The sequence below is a fragment of the Erwinia psychrophila genome, from assembly GCF_039023475.1.
Classification (GTDB): domain Bacteria; phylum Pseudomonadota; class Gammaproteobacteria; order Enterobacterales; family Enterobacteriaceae; genus Erwinia.
The window spans coordinates 1,025,486-1,047,973 of sequence record NZ_JBCHVB010000001.1 but is presented as its reverse complement, the minus strand read 5'-3'; the positions used below and the strand labels follow the sequence as shown (position 1 = coordinate 1,047,973).

Annotated in this window: 21 protein-coding genes; 15 read left to right on the top strand and 6 right to left on the bottom strand. The window is 55.5% G+C overall.

What is annotated here, in order from left to right:
* Window positions 1-53: 53 nt before the first annotated feature.
* From AAH446_RS04825 to AAH446_RS04800, 6 genes are all read left to right on the top strand, one after another.
* Window positions 54-1,028 (top strand): isoaspartyl peptidase/L-asparaginase, encoded by a 975-nt coding sequence (locus AAH446_RS04825; RefSeq protein ID WP_342905552.1) that lies wholly within the window; start codon window positions 54-56, stop codon window positions 1,026-1,028.
* Complete coding sequence (gene gsiA / locus AAH446_RS04820) at window positions 1,025-2,884, top strand: glutathione ABC transporter ATP-binding protein GsiA (protein ID WP_342905551.1); 1,860 nt, start codon at window positions 1,025-1,027, stop codon at window positions 2,882-2,884. Before AAH446_RS04825 ends, gsiA begins: the two co-directional genes overlap by 4 nt.
* Before the next feature lie 45 nt (window positions 2,885-2,929).
* On the top strand, window positions 2,930-4,468 hold the full coding sequence (gene gsiB / locus AAH446_RS04815; RefSeq protein WP_463322768.1) for a glutathione ABC transporter substrate-binding protein GsiB: 1,539 nt from the start codon (window positions 2,930-2,932) through the stop codon (window positions 4,466-4,468).
* Window positions 4,469-4,532: 64 nt separating this feature from the next.
* Window positions 4,533-5,453 (top strand): glutathione ABC transporter permease GsiC, encoded by a 921-nt coding sequence (gene gsiC, locus AAH446_RS04810; RefSeq protein ID WP_342905550.1) that lies wholly within the window; start codon window positions 4,533-4,535, stop codon window positions 5,451-5,453.
* 9 nt (window positions 5,454-5,462) lie between these two features.
* Complete coding sequence (gsiD, locus tag AAH446_RS04805) at window positions 5,463-6,368, top strand: glutathione ABC transporter permease GsiD (protein WP_342905549.1); 906 nt, start codon at window positions 5,463-5,465, stop codon at window positions 6,366-6,368.
* A gap of 91 nt (window positions 6,369-6,459) precedes the next feature.
* Window positions 6,460-6,909: a DUF4385 domain-containing protein gene (locus AAH446_RS04800; RefSeq protein ID WP_342905548.1), complete on the top strand. Its 450-nt coding sequence runs from the start codon at window positions 6,460-6,462 to the stop codon at window positions 6,907-6,909.
* Between the two features lie 213 nt (window positions 6,910-7,122).
* On the opposite strand, the gene AAH446_RS04795 is transcribed toward AAH446_RS04800, so the two are convergent.
* Window positions 7,123-7,830 (bottom strand): phage antirepressor KilAC domain-containing protein, encoded by a 708-nt coding sequence (locus AAH446_RS04795; protein ID WP_342905547.1) that lies wholly within the window; start codon window positions 7,828-7,830, stop codon window positions 7,123-7,125.
* Window positions 7,831-8,032: 202 nt separating this feature from the next.
* Between AAH446_RS04795 and AAH446_RS04790 the strand changes: the two genes are divergently transcribed.
* Window positions 8,033-9,148 carry a PQQ-dependent sugar dehydrogenase gene (locus AAH446_RS04790; RefSeq protein WP_342905546.1) on the top strand — a complete coding sequence of 372 codons (1,116 nt, stop codon included), beginning with the start codon at window positions 8,033-8,035 and terminating at the stop codon, window positions 9,146-9,148.
* 16 nt (window positions 9,149-9,164) lie between these two features.
* On the opposite strand, the gene AAH446_RS04785 is transcribed toward AAH446_RS04790, so the two are convergent.
* Window positions 9,165-9,821 (bottom strand): HAD family hydrolase, encoded by a 657-nt coding sequence (locus AAH446_RS04785; RefSeq protein WP_342905821.1) that lies wholly within the window; start codon window positions 9,819-9,821, stop codon window positions 9,165-9,167.
* Window positions 9,822-10,084: 263 nt separating this feature from the next.
* Here AAH446_RS04785 and AAH446_RS04780 point away from each other — a divergent pair, with 263 nt between their 5' ends.
* Window positions 10,085-11,290: a serine hydrolase gene (locus AAH446_RS04780; protein WP_342905545.1), complete on the top strand. Its 1,206-nt coding sequence runs from the start codon at window positions 10,085-10,087 to the stop codon at window positions 11,288-11,290.
* Window positions 11,291-11,335: 45 nt separating this feature from the next.
* Here the strand turns inward: AAH446_RS04780 and AAH446_RS04775 are convergent, their stop codons facing one another.
* From AAH446_RS04775 to AAH446_RS04765, 3 genes are all read right to left on the bottom strand, one after another.
* Window positions 11,336-12,619, bottom strand: coding sequence for an HAAAP family serine/threonine permease (locus AAH446_RS04775; RefSeq protein WP_342905544.1), 1,284 nt, complete (start codon window positions 12,617-12,619; stop codon window positions 11,336-11,338).
* 511 nt (window positions 12,620-13,130) lie between these two features.
* Window positions 13,131-13,736, bottom strand: a complete 606-nt coding sequence (ybjG, locus tag AAH446_RS04770) for an undecaprenyl-diphosphate phosphatase (protein WP_342905820.1) — start codon at window positions 13,734-13,736, stop codon at window positions 13,131-13,133.
* A gap of 440 nt (window positions 13,737-14,176) precedes the next feature.
* A complete protein-coding gene (locus tag AAH446_RS04765; protein ID WP_342905543.1) occupies window positions 14,177-15,865 on the bottom strand; it encodes an aspartate:alanine antiporter in 1,689 nt (562 codons plus the stop codon).
* Between the two features lie 273 nt (window positions 15,866-16,138).
* Between AAH446_RS04765 and ybjM the strand changes: the two genes are divergently transcribed.
* Window positions 16,139-16,504, top strand: a complete 366-nt coding sequence (ybjM, locus tag AAH446_RS04760) for an inner membrane protein YbjM (protein ID WP_342905542.1) — start codon at window positions 16,139-16,141, stop codon at window positions 16,502-16,504.
* Window positions 16,505-16,614: 110 nt separating this feature from the next.
* Here the strand turns inward: ybjM and AAH446_RS04755 are convergent, their stop codons facing one another.
* Window positions 16,615-16,878 carry a GrxA family glutaredoxin gene (locus tag AAH446_RS04755; RefSeq protein ID WP_342905541.1) on the bottom strand — a complete coding sequence of 88 codons (264 nt, stop codon included), beginning with the start codon at window positions 16,876-16,878 and terminating at the stop codon, window positions 16,615-16,617.
* 193 nt (window positions 16,879-17,071) lie between these two features.
* On the opposite strand from AAH446_RS04755, the gene AAH446_RS04750 reads away from it, so the two are divergent.
* The 6 genes from AAH446_RS04750 to potG all read left to right on the top strand — a co-directional run bounded on the left by AAH446_RS04750 (window position 17,072) and on the right by potG (window position 22,482).
* Window positions 17,072-17,359 (top strand): YbjC family protein, encoded by a 288-nt coding sequence (locus AAH446_RS04750; RefSeq protein WP_342905540.1) that lies wholly within the window; start codon window positions 17,072-17,074, stop codon window positions 17,357-17,359.
* Window positions 17,343-18,065, top strand: coding sequence for an oxygen-insensitive NADPH nitroreductase (nfsA, locus tag AAH446_RS04745; RefSeq protein WP_342905539.1), 723 nt, complete (start codon window positions 17,343-17,345; stop codon window positions 18,063-18,065). Before AAH446_RS04750 ends, nfsA begins: the two co-directional genes overlap by 17 nt.
* A gap of 18 nt (window positions 18,066-18,083) precedes the next feature.
* On the top strand, window positions 18,084-18,986 hold the full coding sequence (rimK, locus tag AAH446_RS04740) for a 30S ribosomal protein S6--L-glutamate ligase (protein WP_342905538.1): 903 nt from the start codon (window positions 18,084-18,086) through the stop codon (window positions 18,984-18,986).
* 86 nt (window positions 18,987-19,072) lie between these two features.
* The gene (locus AAH446_RS04735; RefSeq protein WP_342905537.1) at window positions 19,073-19,552 is read left to right on the top strand and encodes a YbjN domain-containing protein; all 480 of its coding nucleotides are present in this window, start codon (window positions 19,073-19,075) and stop codon (window positions 19,550-19,552) included.
* Between the two features lie 566 nt (window positions 19,553-20,118).
* Window positions 20,119-21,228 carry a spermidine/putrescine ABC transporter substrate-binding protein PotF gene (gene potF / locus AAH446_RS04730; protein ID WP_342905536.1) on the top strand — a complete coding sequence of 370 codons (1,110 nt, stop codon included), beginning with the start codon at window positions 20,119-20,121 and terminating at the stop codon, window positions 21,226-21,228.
* 120 nt (window positions 21,229-21,348) lie between these two features.
* A complete protein-coding gene (gene potG / locus AAH446_RS04725) occupies window positions 21,349-22,482 on the top strand; it encodes a putrescine ABC transporter ATP-binding subunit PotG (protein WP_342905819.1) in 1,134 nt (377 codons plus the stop codon).
* Window positions 22,483-22,488 lie beyond the last annotated feature (6 nt).

Genomic DNA, 22,488 nt, shown 5'->3' with positions numbered 1-22,488 from the left:
TTCATTCTAACTCAGTGTTTTTCATGCTGATTTGCCACTTGGGATAAAGGGTTATGGTCAGAGCAGTCATCGCGATACACGGTGGCGCAGGGGCAATCTCCCGCGCAAACATGCAGCCGGAAAAAGAGCAGCACTATATTCAGGCGCTTTCGGAGATCGTCACCCGGGGGCAGGCCATTCTCGCCGAAGGCGGGAGCGCGCTGGCTGCCGTTACTGAAGCGGTGCGTCTGCTTGAGGAATGCCCGTTATTTAATGCGGGAAAGGGTGCCGTATTCACCCACCAGGAGACGCACGAACTGGATGCCTGCGTGATGGATGGCCGCACGCTGGAGGCGGGGGCCGTCGCGGGAGTCAGCCGCATCCGCAATCCGGTGCTGGCCGCGCTGGCAGTACTGGAAAAAAGCCCGCACGTCCTCTTTATGGGTGCGGGCGCGGAAGCCTTTGCCGCCGCTCATGACCTTGAGCAAGTCTCACCCGATTTCTTCTCGACGGAGGAACGCCGGGAGCAGCTTCAGCGGGCGCTCAGGACACACCAGACGGTACTCGATCATGATGGTGAAGCAAACGCTTCCGGCGATCCACTCGATCCCGATCGTAAATTTGGCACCGTGGGTGCCGTGGCGCTCGATCTCGCGGGAAACCTCGCGGCGGCAACCTCGACCGGGGGAATGACCAACAAACAGGTTGGGCGGGTGGGAGACTCACCGGTTATCGGGGCGGGCTGCTATGCCAATAACGCGAATGTCGCCGTCTCCTGTACCGGCACCGGGGAAGTCTTTATGCGAACGCTGGCCGCTTACGATATCGCCGCGCTGATGGAGTACCGCGGCCTGTCGTTAAAAGAGGCCAGCGATCGCGTGATCATGGAAAAAATCCCCGTGCTGGGCGGCAGCGGCGGTGCGATTGCCGTTGACCGTGACGGCAATGTGGCGCTGCCGTTCAACAGTGAAGGCATGTACCGGGGCTATGGCTACGTGGGCGATGAGCCGAACGTGGGGATCTATCGCGAAGATCGGGCGGACGGATGACGATAACAGAATCGGAACTGCCTGAAGGGCAGGTGTTAGCGGTCAGAAACCTGAGCGTCAGCTTCCGCCAGGAAGGGGAGATCGTTCAGGCGGTCAATAATCTGTCGCTGGATGTACAGCGCGGCGAAACGGTCGCCATCGTGGGGGAATCAGGCTCCGGTAAGTCGGTCACTTCCCTGGCGCTGATGCGGCTGGTTGAGCAGGGCGGCGGGCGCATCGACAGCGGTGAAATGTGGCTGAGGCGGCGGAATAACCAGCTTGTCGATCTTGCCAGCGCCGCGCCGTCCCAGCTAAGGCGCATTCGTGGCGCCGATATGGCAATGATATTTCAGGAGCCGATGACCTCGCTGAATCCGGTATTCCCGGTCGGTGAACAGATTGCCGAATCGATCCGCCTGCATCAGGGCAAAAGCCACCGCGAGGCGCTGAAAGAAGCGGAGCGTATGCTGGATCTGGTGCGCATTCCTGAAGCGAAAAACGTGCTGTCGCGCTTTCCTCATCAGCTCTCCGGCGGGATGCGCCAGCGGGTGATGATTGCGATGGCGCTCTCCTGCCGTCCGGCTCTGCTGATTGCCGATGAGCCGACGACGGCGCTCGACGTAACCATCCAGGCGCAGATCCTCCAGCTGATACGGGTACTGCAAAAAGAGATGCAGATGGGGGTGATTTTTATTACCCACGATATGGGCGTGGTGGCGGAAATGGCCGATCGCGTTCAGGTGATGTATCGCGGCGACGTGGTGGAAACCGGCCCGGTCGAAAAAATCTTTCAGGCGCCGCAGCAGGCCTATACCCGGGCGCTGCTCGCCGCCGTGCCAAAACTGGGGGCGATGACCGGCAAGCCCTTCCCGGCGCATTTCCCGCTGCCGGGACAGCAGGAAACCGACGAAGCGGCGCAGCCACAGAATACCGTGGTGGCCGATGCCGCGCCGGTTCTCCAGGTCCGCGATCTGGTGACCCGCTTCGATATCCGCAGCGGCATTTTTAACAGGGTAACCCGGCGGGTTCACGCCGTGGAGAAAGTCAGCTTCGATCTGCGGCCGGGCGAAACGCTGGCGCTGGTGGGGGAGTCCGGCTGCGGTAAATCCACTACCGGTCGTTCGCTGCTCCGGCTGGTTGAGAGCCAGGGAGGCACGATCACCTTCAACGGCCAGCGGATAGATAACCTTTCGGGCGCCGCGCTCTCTCATTTACGACGCGACATCCAGTTTATTTTTCAGGATCCCTACGCCTCGCTCGATCCCCGGCTGACGGTGGGCTTTTCCATTATGGAACCGCTGCTGGTGCACGGCATTGCTAAGGGTCGGGAGGCGCAGGCGCGCGTTGACTGGCTGCTGGAGCGGGTTGGGCTGCTGCCCGAACATGCCCGTCGCTATCCGCATGAGTTCTCCGGCGGTCAGCGCCAGCGTATCTGTATTGCCCGCGCCCTCGCCCTGAATCCGAAAGTGGTCATTGCCGACGAGTCGGTCTCGGCGCTGGATGTCTCAATCCAGGCGCAAATCATTAATCTGATGCTGGATTTACAGCGCGAGTTTGGCATCGCCTTTCTGTTTATTTCGCATGATATGGCGGTGGTGGAGCGGATCAGCCACCGGGTCGCAGTGATGTATCTTGGACAGATTGTTGAAATTGGCCCACGGCAGGCGGTTTTCGAAAATCCTCAGCACGCCTATACGCGCAAGCTGATGTCAGCCGTCCCCATCGCCGATCCCCGCCATCGCCGGCGGGAAAGGGCGCTGCTGGTCGATGAAATACCCAGCCCGATCCGGGCGCTGGGGGAAGAACCCGAAGTGGCTCAGCTGGTAGAAGTGGGCGCCGGACACTATGTTGCCCGCCATGCTATCGGCGGCGTCTGAACCATTACATAACACTAAACAGGGTTTACAGGAGAGGAAGGCATAATGAGAATGCATGGCAAACGTAAGTTACTGTTGACCGCCGGGCTGCTGGGCAGCTTCGTCGCCGTTCCCGCCTGGGCAGCAAAAGATGCGGTGATTGCTGTCGGGTCCAATTTCACCACGCTCGATCCCTATGACGCCAACGATACGCTGTCTCAGGCGGTAGCGAAATCGTTCTATCAGGGGCTGTTCGGCTTTGATAAAGAGATGAAGCTTACCAACGTGCTGGCGGAAAGCTATCAGGCGAGTGCGGACGGGCTGACCTACACCATCAAGCTGCGTAGCGGGATCGCCTTCCAGGACGGCACTGATTTCAATGCGGAGGCGGTCAAGGTCAATCTCGATCGCGCCAGCAATCCGGACAATCATCTCAAGCGGTATAATTTGTTTAAGTCGATTGCCACTACGGAAGTCCTCGATCCCACCACGGTAAAAATCACCCTGAAGCAGCCGTTTTCCGCGTTTATTAACACGCTGGCCAGCCCCGCAGCGGCGATGATCTCGCCCACCGCGCTGAAGAAGTATGGTAAAGAGATCGGCTTCCATCCGGTCGGCACCGGACCCTATGAGCTGGACACCTGGAACCAGACGGATTTTGTGAAGGTGAAGAAATTTGCCGGCTACTGGAAAAAGGGCTATCCCAAACTCGATACCATTACCTGGCGCCCGGTAGTGGATAACAATACCCGTGCCGCCATGCTGCAAACGGGTGAAGCTAATTTTGCTTTCCCGGTTCCTTACGAGCAGGCCAGGCTGCTGGAGAAAAATCCGAAGCTGGATCTGGTGACTTCGCCGTCCATCATGCAGCGCTACATCAGCCTTAACGTTACGCAGAAGCCTTTTGATAACGTGAAGGTGCGTGAGGCCCTCAGCTACGCAATTAACCGGCAGGCGCTGGTAAAAGTGGCCTTCGCCGGTTATGCCACCCCGGCCACCGGCATTGTGCCGCCGGCAATTCAGTACTCGCAAAGTTACCCGCTTCCGGAATATAACCCGGCGAAGGCGCGTGAGCTGCTGAAGGAGGCCGGTTATCCGGATGGCTTTACGACCACGCTCTGGTCATCCCATAATCACAGTACCGCGCAGAAGGTGTTGCAGTTCACCCAGCAGCAGCTCGCTCAGGTGGGTATCAAGGTGAAGGTCACCGCGATGGATGCGGGCCAGCGGGCGGCAGAAGTGGAGGAAAAAGGCCAGAAAGAGAGCGGCGTGCGCATGTTCTATACCGGCTGGTCAGCCTCCACGGGAGAAGCTAACTGGGCGCTGACGCCGCTGTTTGCCACGCAGTCCTGGCCGCCAACGATTTTTAACACCGCCTTCTACAGCAACCCGCAGGTGGATAAAGATCTGGCCGACGCGCTGAACACGACCGACGGCGAGAAAAAAGCCACCCTGTATAAAGATGCTCAGGACCGCATCTGGCAGGATCGTCCCTGGGTGCCGCTGGTGGTGGAAAAACTGGTCTCGGCGAATACCAAAAACCTGACGGGCTTCTACGTCATGCCGGACACCTCGTTCAGCTTTGATGAAGCTGACCTGAAGTAACGCCGCACCAGGGTTCGCGCCTCTCATCCCGGGAGGCGCGGCTGTGTGAAGCGCAGGAAAACGCATGCTTAATTACTTTATCCGACGTTTACTGGGGCTGATCCCCACGCTGCTGATTGTCGCGGTGCTGGTGTTTCTGTTTGTGCATATGCTGCCGGGCGATCCGGCGCGTCTGATTGCCGGCCCGGAAGCGGATGCCACTGTGGTGGCGCTGGTGCGTGAACAGCTTGGCCTCGACCAGCCGATGATTCAGCAGTTCTGGCACTATATCATCAACGCGCTTCAGGGCGATTTCGGCTATTCGATGGTCTCCCGACGCCCGGTTTCTGAAGAGATCGCTGCCCGGTTTTTACCCACGCTCTGGCTGACGCTGAGCAGCATGGTCTGGTCGGTGATCTTCGGGATGGCTATTGGCATTGTCTCAGCCGTCTGGCGCAATCGCTGGCCCGATCGCCTGGGCATGACGCTTGCGGTATCGGGCATCTCATTTCCCTCATTCGCGCTTGGAATGCTGCTGATGCAGGTCTTCTCCGTTGAGCTGGGCTGGCTGCCGACGGTGGGGGCAGACAGCTGGCAGCACTATATTCTGCCCTCTGTTACGCTTGGCGCGGCGGTCGCGGCAATCATGGCCCGCTTTACCCGCGCCTCGTTTGTGGAGGTGATGCAGGAAGATTATATGCGGACCGCCAGAGCCAAGGGCGTGCGTGAATCGCTGGTCGTGGTTAAGCACGGGCTGCGCAACGCAATGATCCCAGTAGTGACCATGATGGGGTTGCAATTCGGCTTTCTGCTGGGCGGCTCTATTGTGGTGGAGGTGGTGTTCAACTGGCCGGGGCTGGGGCGTCTGCTGGTGGATTCGGTAGCGATGCGTGACTATCCGGTCGTGCAGGCGGAAGTGCTGCTTTTTTCGCTGGAGTTCATCCTCATTAATCTGATTGTCGATCTGCTGTATGCCGCAATCAACCCGGCGATACGCTACAAATAAGGACCCGCGATGAAAAACTGGCGACGTAACGCGGCGCTTGCCGCCATGCCAACGGTAAATCCCCATCGCGTGCGCACGCCCTGGCATGAGTTCTGGCGGCGTTTTCGCCGTCAGCCAGTGGCGATGATCTCGGGGCTTTTTGTGCTGCTGCTGATTATCGTGGCGGTGCTTGCGCCCTGGCTGGCGCCGTTCGATGCTGAAAACTATTTTGACTACGACAGGCTGACCGAAGGGCCGTCGGCCATGCACTGGTTTGGCGTCGATTCGCTGGGCCGGGATATCTTCAGCCGTGTCCTGCTGGGTACGCGTCTGTCGCTGATTTCAGGTTTTATTTCGGTCGCAATTGGGGCGGCAATTGGCACGCTGCTGGGCCTGCTGGCCGGCTATTATCAGGGATGGTGGGATCGGATCATTATGCGCATCAGCGATGTACTTTTTGCTTTTCCGGGCATCCTGCTGGCGATTGCGGTGGTGGCGATTATGGGCAGCGGCATGTCCAATGTGATCATTGCGGTAGCCATTTTCAGCATTCCTGCGTTTGCCCGCCTGGTGCGCGGAAATACGCTGGTGCTGAAGCAGATGACCTACATAGAATCGGCACGCAGCATTGGCGTACCCGATTTGACCATCATTCTGCGCCACATTTTGCCGGGAACGCTCTCCTCCATCGTGGTCTATTTTACGATGCGCATCGGCACCTCAATCATCACCGCCGCCAGTTTGTCGTTTCTCGGTCTGGGGGCGCAGCCGCCAACGCCGGAATGGGGCGCGATGCTGAACGAGGCGCGTGCAGATATGGTGATGGCCCCGCACGTGGCGATTTTCCCGAGCCTGGCCATCTTCCTCACCGTGCTCGCATTTAATCTGCTGGGCGACGGCCTGCGCGACGCACTCGATCCGAAACTGAAAAGCTGATTATTTGCCTCCCGCCCTTTGCGCCTGCTGACCGCAGGCGCAGCCTCTCTCATTCTGTGCCAGACTGATTATTTTCTCGGGAGGATAACCGGTGAAGGAATTCGATTATCAGCAGGATTTCAAACAGATCGATTTTCGCAAACAGCCTGAACGTTATCAGGTCGGACGGGGCGAGCAGGGCGTTCTGATGGTCGAGCCCTATAAGAGTGAAATTCTTCCCCACTGGCGGTTTAAGACGGAGGAGATAGCGAAAGTTTCGGCAGCCGAAATCATGAAACTGTTTGAAGCCTATCGCGATAGTGACGATTTTGTCGGCATGGATATGGCGCGCAAGTTTATCCAGATGGGCTACACCCGCGCCAGGCGCTACGCTAACCATAAAGGCGGCCGGAAATATGATGAAAACCGGGAGGAGCTGCCCCGGATACTCAATGAGGAAAAGGCGGCAGCGGCGGCTATCTTCAAGGCGGAGTGGGACAAAATCCGGGAGGACAAGGACTATCTGGCCAGGAAGAAAAAGCATCAGGCTGAATATGGCTGAACAGCGCAGCAGACGCCGGAAAGCCCGCGTATAAGCGGTTTGAGCACAGGGCTTTCATAGGCGTCGCATCGTCAGGCTACCTCTGCGCTTTCTGCGCCTCCATTCAGGGGCTGACCGTCGCTACCAGCAGACAATCGCGCTAGCTGCGTACCGCCAGGGACAACAGATTAAAAACAGGTTGCTTCAGGCCGTTCCATGGCCGGAGAAATGCGTTTATGCCGCTGCGCCTTTGGTTTGCGCGGCGAGGTGCGTCGCCCACAGATTCGTTATCCACTTCACGCCTTTAGCGGTAAAGCGCGCCTGTGAGAAGGCGTGCAGGTTTTCGCCCACGCTGGTACGTACCGTGAAATAGCCCGCCTCGATGTGATGCTGCTGCGGCATCAGCGCCCGGTTGGCGCGATACATAATATTACGCTCAAGCAGGAACTGCCGGAAATCAGACTCTTTTACCTTCAGCATTTTGCAGAGTTGGCGAAAGCCCAGCGACTCCTCCACCTGCACAAAACGGTCAAAGAAGGCGGCCTTCGGGGCGAAAAGGGCAAGCTGCTGCTCGGCCGCCTGACGCTGTTCAAACTGCTCTGCCCAGGCGCGCGCCGCCGCCGCCGGGTTGGTGAAGTCGGGCAGGCGGGTATCTCTTTCGCGCTCCTGCCAGTTATCCAGCGCCTGAGCGATAAACGCGGGCGCAAGGCGCGCCATCGCCAGCAGCGAATCGCGCTTGTTCAGGCAATATTCCTGACGCGCTTCGCCCTCGCGCTCATATACGCCGATGGTCAGCGGTTGAGAAAGACGCTGCGTGGTTTCCAGCGTTTTGATCAGCCGTTTGACTTCGCCGTGCGGAATACCGGCTAATTTGGCGATTTCCCGGCTGCTCATCGTGACCGATTGATTCAGCGAGCTGAGGTTTTCTGTCGAAATCATCATAGGTTTACCCCCAAGCTTTTCAAAAGACACCCGAGCGGGCAGTAGAAATATTATACAGTTGACTGGTTAAATATCCAGTACTTTTTTTAAACGATCGAGTTAGCTGAATCCCTTACACATTTTGATTTTTTGTAAAGGTGGCGCGTGCAGAAAACATCTTCGCTAAGGTTACTTCAGCCCTCTTTTTATCCGGAGAAACAGCATGTCCCGACTTCTGCAAACGTGTCTGCTTAGCATTTCGCTTTTTACTGCGGGCGTCGCCGCCGCCGAAAAACTGACCGTGACCGAATTACAAAAAGGCCTGGATCACCCCTGGGCCGTTGCCTTCCTGCCCGATAATCAGGGAATGTTGATTACTGAACGGCCTGGTCAGCTCCGGCTCTGGCAACCCGGCAAGGGGCTGTCAAAGCCCATCAGCGGCGTCCCTGACGTCTGGGCGCAGCGGCAGGGAGGGCTGCTGGACGTGGTGCTTGCGCCCGATTTCCCCAAAAGTCGCCGCGTCTGGCTGAGCTATACCGAAGCAGATGAGCGCGGACGGGCAGGCGCAGTGGTCGGCGTGGGAACGCTGAGTGAGGATAATACGCAGCTTAGCGGCTTTAAACCGGTGCTTCGTCAGATGCCTAAATTGTCCGGTGGCGCTAACCTGGGTTCACGGATGGCCTTCGATCGCGACGGCATGCTCTACATTACTTTCGGCGATAACTTTCAGGCGGAAACAGCGCAGGATCTCTCCTCGCTGGCGGGCAAAGTGATCCGTCTTAACGCTGACGGCAGCATTCCTGCTGATAATCCTTATACCGACAAGCCGGATGCAAGGGGGGAGATCTGGGCCTCAGGCGTACGGAATCCGCAGGGAATAGCGCTCAACCCCTGGACGCAGGAGATGTGGGAAAATGAACATGGCCCGCGCGGCGGCGATGAGGTCAATATTCTGCGCAAAGGTAAAAACTATGGCTGGCCGCTGGCGACCTGGGGTGAGGCCTATGGCGGCGGTAAAGTCGTCGGGTCGCAAGGGAGCAAGGCGCCAGGTACAGAGCAGCCGGTATTCTGGTGGAAGGTCTCTCCGGCGCTCAGCGGCATGGCGTTCTATAACAGCGCGCGTTTTCCGCAATGGAAAAACTCGCTTTTTATCGGCGCGCTGAAAGATAAAAGCCTTATTCATCTGACCGTCAATGGCGATCGGGTCACGGAAAAATCGCGCCTGCTCAAGGATCGCGGTGAGCGTATTCGCGACGTCAGGATGGGGCCTGATGGTTACCTCTATGTGCTGACTGACGAAAGCGACGGCAAATTGCTTAAGGTGGGCCTGGCGGAGTAACCGGCCCAACCCAGGCTTATTTGACCCAGCGACAAACTTCCCAGCCGCGCTGCTGCGCCAGCGCGTGCAGCGGTCCGGCAGGGTTAATGACATAGGCATGATCGGCCTGCTCCAGCATCGGCAAATCGTGGATAGAGTCACTGTAGGCCCATGTCCGCTCATAGGCATCATCGTTCTGTACCGTCAGCCAGTCATTCAGCGGGGTAATTTTTCCTTCATGACAGCTTATCGTGCCGTAAGAGTGACCGCTGTAACGGTCGCCGACGATCTCCACGCCAATAGCCAGCGCGCCGTGTGCGCCGAGTTGTTCCGCAATCGGTATCACAAGATGCTCACCGCTGGTGGAGACCACCATCACCCGATCGCCGCGCTGCTGGTGCCACATCATCCTCTCCCTTGCTGAAGGATAGACACGCGGCAGGATATCCCGCTGGATAAACCGTCTGACCCAGCCTGACACGGTCAGCGTGCCTCTGCCGGCGATGGGGGAAAGCGTGGCGGTCATATACTCCTCCATCGTCAGCGTACCCTGGCGATACTGCGCCATCAGCGTCTGCCCTGTGGCAATGAGCGTTGCCGGCGCATAACCCTGAGAGGCGAGCCAGCGTAACCACAAAGCGGTGCTGTCTTCACAAATCAGCGTTTCATCAAGATCGAACAGCGCTAAATCCATCATCGTTACTCCTGAAGCGGGTTTTTAACAGCCTAATCGAAATATATGACGCTGCGGATCCCGGTGCGAAAAATCGGAATTTCACCTGGCTTTATCGGCGTGTTAAGGAGTGCCGCACGTTCTCGCCAGGGTTTTTCTAATAAACTCTAGAAAACTTTACGGAGCAGCAGTTTAATTCCGGACACAGAAGCGATAGCGTAAGCGGAATTGTGCCTCTTGCGCTGCAAAATTATTATCTTTCAGATGGATACCTGGGTCTTGCCATGAAGAAAATACGCCACTCACTCAGCGCCTGGGCGCTCTCATTCTCCGCTACGCTTCTGCTGGTCACCCTCACGCCCGCCAGAGCGGTAGACGCGCCTTCCCCGCCGCAAATTGAAGCGAAGGCCTGGATCCTGATCGACTACAACAGTGGCAAAGTGCTGGCTGAATCCCAGGCGGATCAGCGTCTCGATCCCGCGAGCCTGACCAAAATGATGTCCAGCTACGTTATCGGCCAGGCAATCAAATCGGGGAAAATTTCCGTTGATGACCTGGTCACCATCGGTAATGACGCCTGGGCAACCGGAAACCCTGTGCTGCAAGGCTCCTCTCTGATGTTTCTTAAACCGGGCGATCGCATTCCTGTATCGGAGCTGAATAAGGGCATTATTATCCAGTCCGGCAATGACGCCAGTATTGCGCTTGCTGATTACGTTGCCGGAAGCCAGGATGCCTTTGTCGATCTGATGAACAACTATGTACAGGCGCTGGGGCTGAAAAACACGCATTTTAAAACCGTTCACGGTCTGGATTCTGAAGGGCAGTACAGTACCGCACGGGATATGGCGCTGATTGGCCAGGCGCTGATCCGCGATGTGCCGGAAGAGTACGCGCTGCACAAAGAGAAAGAGTTCACGTTTAACCGCATTCATCAGTACAACCGTAACCGCCTGTTATGGAGTACCAACCTCAAGGTTGACGGCATCAAAACCGGGCATACGGCGGGGGCGGGCAATAATCTTGTCGCCTCCGCCGTGGATGGCGATCAGCGTCTGATTTCCGTGGTACTGGGCGCGGCCACTGACGGTATCCGCTTTCGCGAGAGTGAAAAGCTGCTGACGTGGGGCTTCCGCTTCTTCGAAACCTTTACGCCGGTTAAAGCGGATGCCCCTTTTGTCACCCAGCGCGTCTGGTACGGTGATAAAAAAGAGGTCAAATTAGGCGTGGCAAGCGACGTGGCGATTACGGTTCCTAAAGGCCAGATTAAAAATATTAAGGCCAGCTTTACCTTATCTCAGCCGCAGTTGAAGGCGCCGCTGAAGAAAAATCAGCAGGTCGGCGTGATTGATTTTCAGCTTGATGGCAAAACCATTGAGCAGCATCCGCTGGTGGTGATGGAGGAGGTCAGCGAAGGCGGCATTTTCAGCAGGGTCTGGGATTTCGTGATGATGAAAATGACGGGCTGGTTCGGCAAGTGGTTCGCCTGACGGCGTGAGCGAACAAGGGGCAGCGCAGACTGCCCCTTGTGGTCTTTAAATCAGATCCCAGACGATGGCCGAAATGGCTACCAGGCCCGTTAATACCACGAACAGATTACTGAGACTGCCGCTGTACTGACGCATCGCCGGCACTTTGTTAATGGCGTACATCGGCATCAGGAACAGCAGAATGGCGATGACCGGACCACCAAGCGTCTCAATCATACCCAGAATGCTCGGGTTGAGGGTGGCGACCAGCCAGGTTGTGACCAGCATAAACAGCGCTGTAATGCGGTTTAATTTCTGCTCAGACAGCGACTTGCCGCGCTTGCCGAGTGACTTCACCATCAGACCGTTAAAGCCTTCACGCGCGCCAAGGTAGTGACCCAGAAAAGATTTGGTAATCGCCACCATCGCAATAACCGGGGCGAGCCAGGCCATCAGCGGCGTATTAAAGTGATTAGCCAGATAGGAAAGGATTGAGATGTTCTGCGCCTTGGCCTCGGCGAGATTTTCCGGCGACAGGCTCAGCACGCAGCTGAAAACAAAAAACATCACCGTGCAGACCATCATCAGATGACTGCGGGCCAGAATGCGCGAGCATTTTTTCTCCGCCGCTTCCCCATACTCTTCACGCTTCGCCACCGCAAAGGCGGAGATAACCGGCGAGTGGTTGAAAGAAAAAACCATCACCGGGATCGCCAGCCACAGCGTCATCCATAACCCTTTGCCACTCCCAGCCAGGCTGACATTCTGAAAAATGGTGCTGTTCCAGTGGGGGATCAGGAACAGGGCCAGCGCCATCAGTACCAGAACAAACGGATAGACCAGCACGCTCATGGTTTTGACGATCATCTCCTTGCCAAAGCGCACGATAGCCATCAGGCCGACAATCAGAATCAGCGACAGCAGCGCTCTCGGCGGCGCGTTAAGATGCAGCTGGTGGGTCATAAAGCTTTCGACCGTGTTGGTGATCGCCACGCTATAAACCAGCAGGATGGGGTAGATGGCAAAGAAGTAGAGCAGGGTGAGCAGCTTCCCGGCGCCGGCGCCAAAGTGCTCCTCTACAACGCCGGTAATATCTTCTCCCCGCTTTTTGCCGGAAAGCACAAAGCGACACAGTCCGCGATGGGAAAAGTAGGTCATGGGAAACGCGAGCAGCGCCATAACAAGTAGCGGGATCAGCCCGCCAATGCCGGCGTTTATTGGCAGAAAAAGGACGCCCGCGCCGATGGCGGTGCCATAAAGCCCCAGCATCCACATAGTGTCGCTTTTACGCCATGTTTCTGCGTCCGTGGCAGCAGCCAGTTCAAACGTTGCCGTTTTGGATGATTCCATGATGCTCTCCGATATGAAAACAGTGAAGTAAATTGCGCAGAGAAATAAACAGGCGCGGCTTTACCGGCGTAATTTAATTAACGGCTCTGATCGGGAAGGCCGACACTTTATCAAAAGAAAGCAAAGATGAAAGCGGATAATGCGGGGATTCTGGCGATCTTAGTCACAATTATCAGATTATTTTTAGATATATGCTCTGCATAAAAAATACCAGATGGATTTTTGTTCCATAGATTGCGCGTTTGTGTGGTTTTTTTCACTGAAATAATGGCTTTTTATCACTATTAATATGCAGCAAAAGTGGTGGTATTTTAATCAGGCGTAAGGTTTTAATTGATTTAAATCAATAATTTATAAAATAAAGGCTGGCGCAGCTGGTTATTTAATCACCGCTTGCGCAAGCCACTATTAAATTTTATGCGTTTTTTATCTTTATTGCGCAACGAAGGAGGTGAAGGCAGGAAATAAATAAAGGGTGGAATTAACCACCCTGAACTCTATTTTGATGCGGTTAGTGACGTACCCAACCTTTGCGAATAGGAAAGGCGAACAGTAAGCGGTAAAGCGCGGAACAGTTATCCATCAGGCGTCTGCCGCAGTAATGCCACGCGATCTGGGCAAAGAGACAGGAGAGCATGCTGACCAGCAGTCCGCCAAGCATATCAATCGGCCAGTGCACGCCCAGATAAATACGCGACCAGGCAATCGTCGTGGCAATCAGCATCAGTAAGACCCCTGACCAGACGCGGTGCCAGCACAGGAAGGCAATGGCAAAAGTAAAGATGATGGTGCCGTGGTTGCTTGGATAGGATTCACTGGGGGCGTGCGGCAGAAACTGATGCCCGATACCGGCGACAAAGGGGCGCTCGTGGGGAAACAGATTACCCAGACACCAGGAAATCGTCAGGGCGTAGGCCAGCGCAATGGCGGTTTTCAGCGCCAGCCGCCGCTGCGCCTTGAGCTGATGGTCCGCCCCCCAAAGCCATAAAGCAAGGATAGCCAGTGGGCCGATAAGAATCAGATCCCGGGCGATAAAGGTTGCCAGCGCGATTAACCAGTCTGGCGATGTTGGCGTGGCGTTGATCCAGAGAAAAAGTGTCCGGTTTAACGCTTCAATCATCTTTATTTCCTCGCCTTGTTAAGCAGATGCAAAAAGCATCCAAAAGTAAAATGGGGCCAGTGACGCGGCAAGCTTTTGCGCCGCCCGCTTTCTGGCTGACGCCGGACGCGGTGAGAAAACAGCCCACCAGCCAGTAACAACGTCAGCGGCATAAGATAAAAGTGGGCGTCAGGAAGGTAAACAGGCATATTCCTGATCGGGCTGCTGGTTGTACTTCTGTTAAGGTTCGATAAAAAATAGCCGGGAACCGGACCGGAGAAAGAGTGAAAAACAAGGAGAAAAAAGCGAAAACGGGGGTGAAAAAGGCCCAGAATGAAAAAAACCCGCTAATCATCAGATTAACGGGCTCCGCAATTTGGGAATTTCAAAGAAAAGCAGTGGCATTAATTATGACTGCGCGCAGAATTAAAAGTTCTTACGGACCCCTAAATATTTTCTTAAAGCGGGATCATCGGCCAGATTATAACGATAAGCGTCCCGGCAAGGGTCAGCAAAACGTTAGCGATGGCGTAGGTGCCAGCGTAACCCAGCGCAGGAATATTACTGCGTGCGGTATCGCTGATGATCTCCATCGCCGGGGCGCAGGTGCGCGCACCCATGATGGCGCCGAACAGCAGCGCACGGTTCATTTTTAATACCCAGGCACCAAACAGAAAGCTGATCACCACCGGCAGCAGACTTACCATCAGGCCGGCTATCAGCATCATTAAGCCCGTGTCGCCCAGACCATGTGACAAGCCGCTACCTGCACTAAGACCTACGCCTGCCATAAAAACCATCAGGCCAAACTCTTTTACCATCGTCAGCGCGCCCTGGGGGATATAACCAAAAGTGGGATGATTAGCGCGGAGAAAACCGAGAAGAATGCCGGAAAATAATAAACCTGCCGCATTTCCAATGCCAAAACTAAAGGTGCTGAACTGGAAGGTGACCATGCCTATCATTAACCCGATAATAAAAAAGGCGCAGAAAGCGAGGAGATCGGTAACCTGACTATGAATTGAGATAAATCCGATCTTATCGGCGACCGATTTAACGCGACGGGCTTCGCCACTTATTTGCAGAACGTCGCCTTTATTCAAAATAATACTGTCATCAATCGGCATTTCAATCTGGCTGCGGATAACCCTGTTCAGGAAACAGCCGTGATCGGTCAGCTTTAACTGACTGAGGCGTTTATTTACTGCGTTATTATTTTTGACCACGATCTCTTCATTAATAATGCGCATATCCAGCAGGTCACGGTCAAAAACCTCTTTGCCGTTACGAAAGCTGGGATCGAGACGCGAATGCGCATCCGGATAGCCCACCAGCGATATCTCGTCGCCCTGCTGGAGCACCGCATCGCCGTCCGGATTTGCCAGAATACCGTTGCGGCGGATACGTTCAATGTAGCAGCCGGTCTGGCGATAAATCCCCAGTTCGCGCAGGTTCTTACCGTCTGTCCAGGCCACCAGCTCGGGACCCACGCGATAGGCGCGGATCACCGGCAGATAGACTTTGCGCTGGCTGTCCGGATCGAGTCCGCGTTCACGGGCGATTTGCTGAGCGCTGGTAGGCAGATCCTGATGCTGTAGCTTAGGCAGATAGCGGGCCCCGAAAATCAGGCTGACCAGCCCCACCAGGTAGGTAAGCGCATAGCCGAGGCTGAGATTGTTCTGCGCCTGATTGAGCGCCTCGCCGGGTTGCAGCGTTTGCCGGAGCGTATCCCCGGCGCCGACCAGAACCGGGGTGGAAGTCATAGAGCCCGCCAGCATGCCTGCCGTCAGGCCGATATCCCACTTGAACAATTTCCCCAGGCCAAGCGCAATGATAACTGCGCTGCTGACCATAACGGTCGCCAGCATCAGATAATTTTTACCGTCGCGGAAGAAGATGGAAAAAAAGTTGGGCCCGGCCTCCACGCCAACGCAAAAAATAAATAACATAAAACCTAAATTTAGCGCATCAGTATTAATGCCAAAGTGCTGCTGGCCGAGCAGAAGTGAAACGACTAAAACGCCAATGGAATTACCCAGTTGGACAGAGCCTAAGCGTAATTTCCCCAGACAGAGTCCCAGCGCCAGCACAACAAATAATAACAGGATGTCATTTCCACTTAACAAATTTGCGACGTTTATATTCACGGTTTAACTTCTTGTTTACCACTAACGTATTGAAATAAATGGGGTTATGCGCTAACTTTGCCTTACTGCCAGCAGAGCAGCGGCCCTGTTCAGATTATTCAGGTACTGTCGTCCAGCACCTGACAAAACGGTCGCCATTTTAAACGCTTCGATCTTTTTCAGCCAGATAAAAGCCGTGAATATTTAACGGTTCGTGGACTCTTCATGACAGAAAAAACAGCCGGTGTATTTCCGGTGAGATTACGACATAAATTGGCGAAAGAGGGGCTTAACGTGTTTAGAGATATCTCCTGGGCGGGCGTGGTAACCTGCTTTACGCTTTACTGTATCGTCTTTCTGGCGGTCAGATATGAAATGGAGATGGAAAATGTTTCGCATACCCAGTCACGTCTGGGGCTGCTGATGTTTACGTTACCTGGTGCGATAGCGGCGCTGAACGTCAGGCGCTGGCCGCTCGGCGTAGCGTTACTGGGGGCACTGCTGGCCACGCCGCTTTGTCTGCTGCTGATCCGCCTGCATTTTTTCAGCAGCAGCGTGCTGATGCAGGAACTGGCGTTTATGACCAGCGCCGTTTTCTGGTGTGGCTCAGGTGCGCTGGGCGTGATGCTGTGTCGAATGCTGCTGCCCGCGCGCGATTGACGCTGCACAAACAGAGGGGGTCTGCGTAGCAGACAATAAAAAGCCGACAACGCGTCGGCTTTTTTTGCTGTGGCAGGCGGCGAAAAAGGCCGTGCCGGGAAGCGTGCAGATTACTGGAACAGACCCAGGTTCTCTTTGGCATAGGCTTCAAACTCAGTACAGCCGCCAATGTGGTCCTGATCGAGGAAAATCTGCGGTACGGTTTCAACCGGTTTGCCCACGGTCTTTTCCAGGTCGGCTTTGGTGATGCCTTCAGCGTGGATATCCACGTAGCGGAAGTTAAAATCTTCACGCTCTTCGGTCAGTTTTTCAGCCAGTTCTTTTGCGCGAACACAGTAAGGACAGCCAGGACGTCCGAAAATCACTGCAAACATAGGTTTCTCCTCAAAGTGCGATTTTTTGTGACTTGCGTCACATGTTAAGCGTAGCTGGCGATTATGATGCCCGCTTCGACCTGTAATGGGAAGAAGGAATTACCTGTTGGTCTGATTCGTGAAGACTATGCGAAGAAAACGACTCTGCTCACTTCCGGGGGCAGAGCAGCATCACTTTTTAAGGAGCCTTCTCTTGCGTGCATTTACTCGCTTACCCGTACCGGTGCTGATCATGGAGGCGCTCGGGGTAATAATGCTGGTTGCCTCTTACCTGGTGCTGCATCAGATGCTACCCTTGCCCGCAGCTTTTGCCGGCCCGCTGACCGCCACAATACTGGTATTCGCCGGCATTGCCCTGATGCTTCCGGCCGCTGCGCTGATGATGTGGCGAACGGCTAAAGCACTGGCGCCGGAGTTGTTTAGTATGGACAGACCGCATGATAAAAACAGACCAGGAGATAACCATGACGCCGACCATTGAGCTGCTTTGCTCTCACCGATCCATTCGCGCCTTTACCGACAAGGCCATTGAGGATGAGCAGCGCGAAGCGATTCTTGCCGCTGCGCAGTCAGCTTCCAGCTCCAGCTTCCTTCAGTGCTCTTCGGTTATCCGTATCACAGACCGGCAGCTGCGTGAAAAGCTGGTCACCCTTACCGGCGGACAGCATTATGTGGCAGAGGCGGCGGAGTTCTGGATCTTCTGCGCCGACTTTAACCGCCTTCAGCAAATCTGCCCGGAAGCACAGCTTGGCCTGGCTGAGCAGCTGCTGCTGGGCTGCGTGGATACCGCGTTAATGGGCCAGAATGCCATGACCGCCGCCGAGTCGCTCGGCCTCGGCGGCGTCTTTATTGGCGGCATCCGCAACAGCATTGCTGAGGTGACCGAGCTGCTCGGCCTGCCAAAATATGTCCTGCCGCTGTTTGGTTTCTGCATTGGATGGCCCGCACAGTCGCCGCAGAAAAAACCGCGTATGCCCGCCGCGATGCTGGTGCATGAGAATCACTACCAGCCAGTCGATCCGCAGGTTCTGGCCGCCTACGACCGCGAGCATGAAGAGTATTACCTCAACCGGGGAAGTAATCAGCGCCGCGAAAGCTGGAGCGAGCATATTCAGAAGACGATCATCAGGGAGAGCCGCCCCTTCATGCTGGACTATCTGCATAAACAGGGCTGGGCCACGCGTTAAGTTTTCCGGGGGCATCTGGTGAAAATTGCGATTCTTTCCTGTAACGGTTCCCTTTACTCGTGCAGAAGGTTGCTCCAGGCGGGAAGGGCGCGTGGCCACAGCGTGGAGGTGATCGATCCTCTCTCCTGTTATATGAACATCAATCCAGGCGCCTCCGCGATACACTATCGAGGCAGGCAGCTGGCACGCTTTGATGCCGTTATCCCCCGTATCGGTTCGGCAATAACTTTTTACGGGACGGCAGTGCTACGCCAGTTTGAGATGTGCGGCAGCTACCCCCTGAACGAGTCGGTGGCGATTACCCGAGCCAGGGACAAGCTGCGATCGCTCCAGCTGCTTGCCCGTCAGGGGATTGCCATGCCGGTCACCGGGTTCGCACATTCACCGGATGATACCCGCGATTTGATTGAGATGGTGGGCGGTGCGCCGCTGGTGGTCAAACTGGTTGAGGGCACGCAGGGCATAGGCGTGGTGCTTGCTGAAACGCGGCAGGCGGCCGAGAGCGTCATTGACGCCTTTCGCGGGCTGAATGCGCAGATCCTGGTTCAGGAATATATCAAGGAGGCGCAGGGGCGGGATATTCGCTGCCTGGTCATCGGCGGAAACGTGGTGGCGGCCATTGAGCGGCAGGCAAAAGAGGGGGATTTCCGCTCCAATTTGCATCGCGGCGGAACCGCCCGCCAGGTCACTATTACCGACGTTGAGCGACACATTGCCGTGACGGCGGCGGCCACGCTGGGACTTGATGTGGCCGGGGTGGATATTTTACGCGCCAGCCGTGGCCCGCTGGTCATGGAGGTTAACGCCTCGCCGGGTCTGGAAGGCGTTGAAAAGACCACGGGGCTGGATATCGCCTCAATGATGATCGCCTGGACAGAAGCGCATGCGCAGCCTGGCTTCAGTCTGAAAACGGGTGGTTGAGGTCATATTTATCCTGCAGGCGTGGTGTTCGCCCCCTTTTTTCCGTAAGCTAGAGCGCAATTTTAAGGCGGCATGAGATAAAGTACATGGATTCACTCGTCGTTCCAGATATTGACGTAATACGACGTTGGCTGGATCAGCAAAGCATTACCTGGTTTGAGTGTGACTCCTGTCAGGCCCTTCACCTGCCGCATATGCAAAATTTTGACGGGGTGTTCGATGCCAAGCTCGATCTGGTTGATGATGTCATCCTGTTTTCCGCGCTGGCTGAAGTGAAGCCCACGGCGCTGATCCCCCTGGTGGGCGATCTGTCGCTGATAAACGCCAGCTCGCTGACCGTGAAGGCATTTGTGGACATTCAGGATGATAATCTGCCGAAGCTGATCGTCTGCCAGTCGTTCTGCGTGACCGCCGGGCTGACCTACGGGCAGTTCGTCCACTTTATGAAGCAGAGCGAAGAGCAGATTTCGATGGTGGTGCTGGAAGCCTTTGCTAATCATCTGCTGGTGCCGGGCGAGGAAGAAGAGCGTCCCGCCGCTGTGAGCGCCCACTCGCTGCTGCATTAACGTCCTTTCGCTGTCGGGTCATCTCTCTGGCCCGCCTTTGCTTTCCCTTTCCCTTCACTTACCTGTTGGTATCTGACTCCCTGTCTTGCCGGATACGGCGTTATTCACCGGTACGCGCCGCCGTCCAACCACTTTTTATCCTGTGTTAACCCCCATACTGCCAGATATTCAACGTGTTTTCGCGCCACTCTGGCCTTTCACTACAGGTAAAATGCATAAATAATCGCTAAAAGGCGTTTTTTACGCCGGGATCTGGCCTCAATCATCGTGGGGGGCTATCCTTGCGGGTCTGCATTCAACGTGCATCGTTGCGAAAGAGAGAGAATCGTTATACTTAAGGCTACAGCGGCCTGAACGTCAGGTGCTTAGCGCGACAGTATCTCCCTTAATGCATCAGGGCGTTTACAGGCCTGGCATTTTTCTGCAGCGCGGGCTGTTGCAGGAGGCGCGGTTTTTTAGTTTACCGCTGGATGAATAAACATTCATTGTACAGCAGTGATTTAGTGCGGCCGGCAGCCGGTTTGCTTATCGGTAGTAAATAATCTCAGTTCTGGAGGAGAGAGAAGATGTTCAGCCAACGTAAAAAATGGTTATCTACTGTGGTAGCGGGTGTGCTGATGGCGTCTTCCGCCGGCGCAGCGGCTGCTGATAAAACGCTGCACGTTTATAACTGGTCCGACTATATTTCGCCGGACACCGTGCCAAACTTTGAAAAGCAAACCGGTATAAAAGTCGTTTATGACGTCTTTGATTCCAATGAAGTGCTGGAAGGTAAGCTGATGGCCGGCAGCACGGGCTATGATGTCGTGGCGCCTTCGTCGAGCTTCCTGGCGCGCCAGCTCCAGTCCGGCGTGTTTCAGCCGCTCGATAAGAGTAAGCTGCCCAACTATAAAAACCTCGATCCTGAGCTGATGAAAAAGCTGGAACAGCACGATCCAGAGAATAAATATGCCATCCCTTACCTCTGGGCCACCACCGGTATCGGCTATAACGTCGAGAAAGTAAAAGCGGCGCTGGGTAAAGACGCTCCGGTAGATAGCTGGGATCTGGTGCTGAAGCCGGAAAACCTGGAGAAGCTGAAAAGCTGCGGCGTCTCCTTCCTGGATGCCCCGGAAGAGATTTTCGCCACCGTTCTTAACTATCTGGGTAAAGATCCCAACAGCGAGGATGCCAAAGATTATACCGGCGCGGCTACCGATCTGCTGATGAAGCTGCGTCCGAGCATTCGTTACTTCCACTCATCTCAGTACATCAACGATCTGGCTAATGGTAATACCTGCGTCGCGATCGGCTGGGCAGGAGATGTGTTGCAGGCAAAAAACCGCGCGGTGGAAGCGAAGAATGGCGTCAATATCGCCTATACCATTCCTAAAGAAGGTGCGCTGGCGTTCTTTGACATGATGGCCATTCCTAAAGATGCTAAAAACCTTGATGAGGCCTACCAGTTCCTCAACTACCTGATGGAGCCAAAGGTTATAGCCGATGTCTCTAACCGGACGTTTTACGCTAACGGCAACAAGGCGTCAGTGCCGCTGATTAATGAGGATATTCGCAACAACCCCGGCATTTTCCCGACGCCGGATGCGATGTCGAAGCTGTTCGTCCTGAAAGTGCAGTCGCCCAAACTTGATCGTGTGCGTACGCGCGCATGGACTAAAGTTAAAAGTGGTAAGTAACTGACCAGAGCGGGCGCGGCTCGCTGTTGACTAAACAACAGAGGTGCAGTGACCGGCCTCTGTTTTGTCTTTTTTACGGCCTGTGGGCCGTCATCCGTTAAGCGCCGGAGAATAATGGTAGTGAACGACGCGATCCCCCGTCCGCAGCAAAAAGCGGGTAAGGCCCTGACGCCTCTGCTTGAGATCCGCAATCTGACCAAATCTTTTGAAGGTCAGCACGCGGTTGATGATGTCAATCTGACGATCTACAAAGGCGAGATTTTCGCGCTGCTGGGCGCTTCAGGCTGTGGAAAGTCCACGCTGTTGCGTATGCTGGCGGGCTTTGAGCCGCCGACCTCGGGCCAGATCGTGCTCGACGGTCAGGATCTCTCTCATGTGCCTCCTTACCAGCGCCCCATCAATATGATGTTTCAGTCCTATGCGCTGTTTCCGCATATGACCGTTGAGCAGAATATTGCCTTTGGCCTGAAGCAGGATCGCCTGCCCAAAGAGGAAATTGCCAGCCGTGTGGCGGAGATGCTGACGCTGGTACATATGCAGGAGTACGCCCGGCGTAAGCCGCATCAGCTTTCCGGCGGTCAGCGGCAGCGCGTGGCGCTGGCGCGCAGCCTGGCCAAGCGGCCTAAACTGCTGCTGCTGGATGAGCCGATGGGCGCGCTGGATAAAAAGCTACGCGATCGTATGCAGCTTGAGGTCGTGGACATTCTTGAGCGTGTCGGCGCGACTTGTGTGATGGTCACGCACGATCAGGAAGAAGCGATGACGATGGCGGGACGCATCGCCATTATGAACCGTGGGAAATTTGTGCAGATTGGCGAACCGGAAGAGATTTACGAGAATCCGACCACGCGCTACAGCGCGGAGTTTATCGGCTCGGTCAATCTGTTTGAAGGGCTGCTGCGCGAACGCCAGGAAGAGGCGCTGATTATTGACAGCCCCGGCCTTATTCATCCTCTTAAGGTCGATTTCAGCGCGGCGGTAGCGGACGGCGTGCCGGTTCACGTTGCGCTGCGTCCTGAAAAAGTGATGCTGTGTGAAAACGTTCCGGCGGACGGCTGCAATTTTGCCGTAGGCGAAGTGGTGCATATCGCCTATCTGGGCGATCTCTCTATCTATCACGTCCGGCTGCACAGCGGCCAGATGATCAGCGCCCAGCTGCAAAACGCCCACCGTTTCCGCAAAGGTGCCCCGACCTGGGGAGACGAAGTGCGTCTCTGCTGGGATGCGGACAGCTGTGTGGTTTTGACGGTGTAGTGGGGG

What these genes read in the sequence shown, in the direction of transcription:
- AAH446_RS04825 (WP_342905552.1), top strand. Translation starts at nt 54, where the DNA reads ATGGTCAGAGCAGTCATCGCGATACACGGTGGCGCAGGGGCAATCTCC.
- gsiA (WP_342905551.1), top strand. Translation starts at nt 1,025, where the DNA reads ATGACGATAACAGAATCGGAACTGCCTGAAGGGCAGGTGTTAGCGGTC.
- gsiB (WP_463322768.1), top strand. Translation starts at nt 2,930, where the DNA reads ATGAGAATGCATGGCAAACGTAAGTTACTGTTGACCGCCGGGCTGCTG.
- gsiC (WP_342905550.1), top strand. Translation starts at nt 4,533, where the DNA reads ATGCTTAATTACTTTATCCGACGTTTACTGGGGCTGATCCCCACGCTG.
- gsiD (WP_342905549.1), top strand. Translation starts at nt 5,463, where the DNA reads ATGAAAAACTGGCGACGTAACGCGGCGCTTGCCGCCATGCCAACGGTA.
- AAH446_RS04795 (WP_342905547.1), bottom strand. Translation starts at nt 7,830, where the DNA reads ATGATGATTTCGACAGAAAACCTCAGCTCGCTGAATCAATCGGTCACG.
- AAH446_RS04790 (WP_342905546.1), top strand. Translation starts at nt 8,033, where the DNA reads ATGTCCCGACTTCTGCAAACGTGTCTGCTTAGCATTTCGCTTTTTACT.
- AAH446_RS04785 (WP_342905821.1), bottom strand. Translation starts at nt 9,821, where the DNA reads ATGGATTTAGCGCTGTTCGATCTTGATGAAACGCTGATTTGTGAAGAC.
- AAH446_RS04780 (WP_342905545.1), top strand. Translation starts at nt 10,085, where the DNA reads ATGAAGAAAATACGCCACTCACTCAGCGCCTGGGCGCTCTCATTCTCC.
- AAH446_RS04775 (WP_342905544.1), bottom strand. Translation starts at nt 12,619, where the DNA reads ATGGAATCATCCAAAACGGCAACGTTTGAACTGGCTGCTGCCACGGAC.
- AAH446_RS04755 (WP_342905541.1), bottom strand. Translation starts at nt 16,878, where the DNA reads ATGTTTGCAGTGATTTTCGGACGTCCTGGCTGTCCTTACTGTGTTCGC.
- nfsA (WP_342905539.1), top strand. Translation starts at nt 17,343, where the DNA reads ATGACGCCGACCATTGAGCTGCTTTGCTCTCACCGATCCATTCGCGCC.
- AAH446_RS04735 (WP_342905537.1), top strand. Translation starts at nt 19,073, where the DNA reads ATGGATTCACTCGTCGTTCCAGATATTGACGTAATACGACGTTGGCTG.
- potF (WP_342905536.1), top strand. Translation starts at nt 20,119, where the DNA reads ATGTTCAGCCAACGTAAAAAATGGTTATCTACTGTGGTAGCGGGTGTG.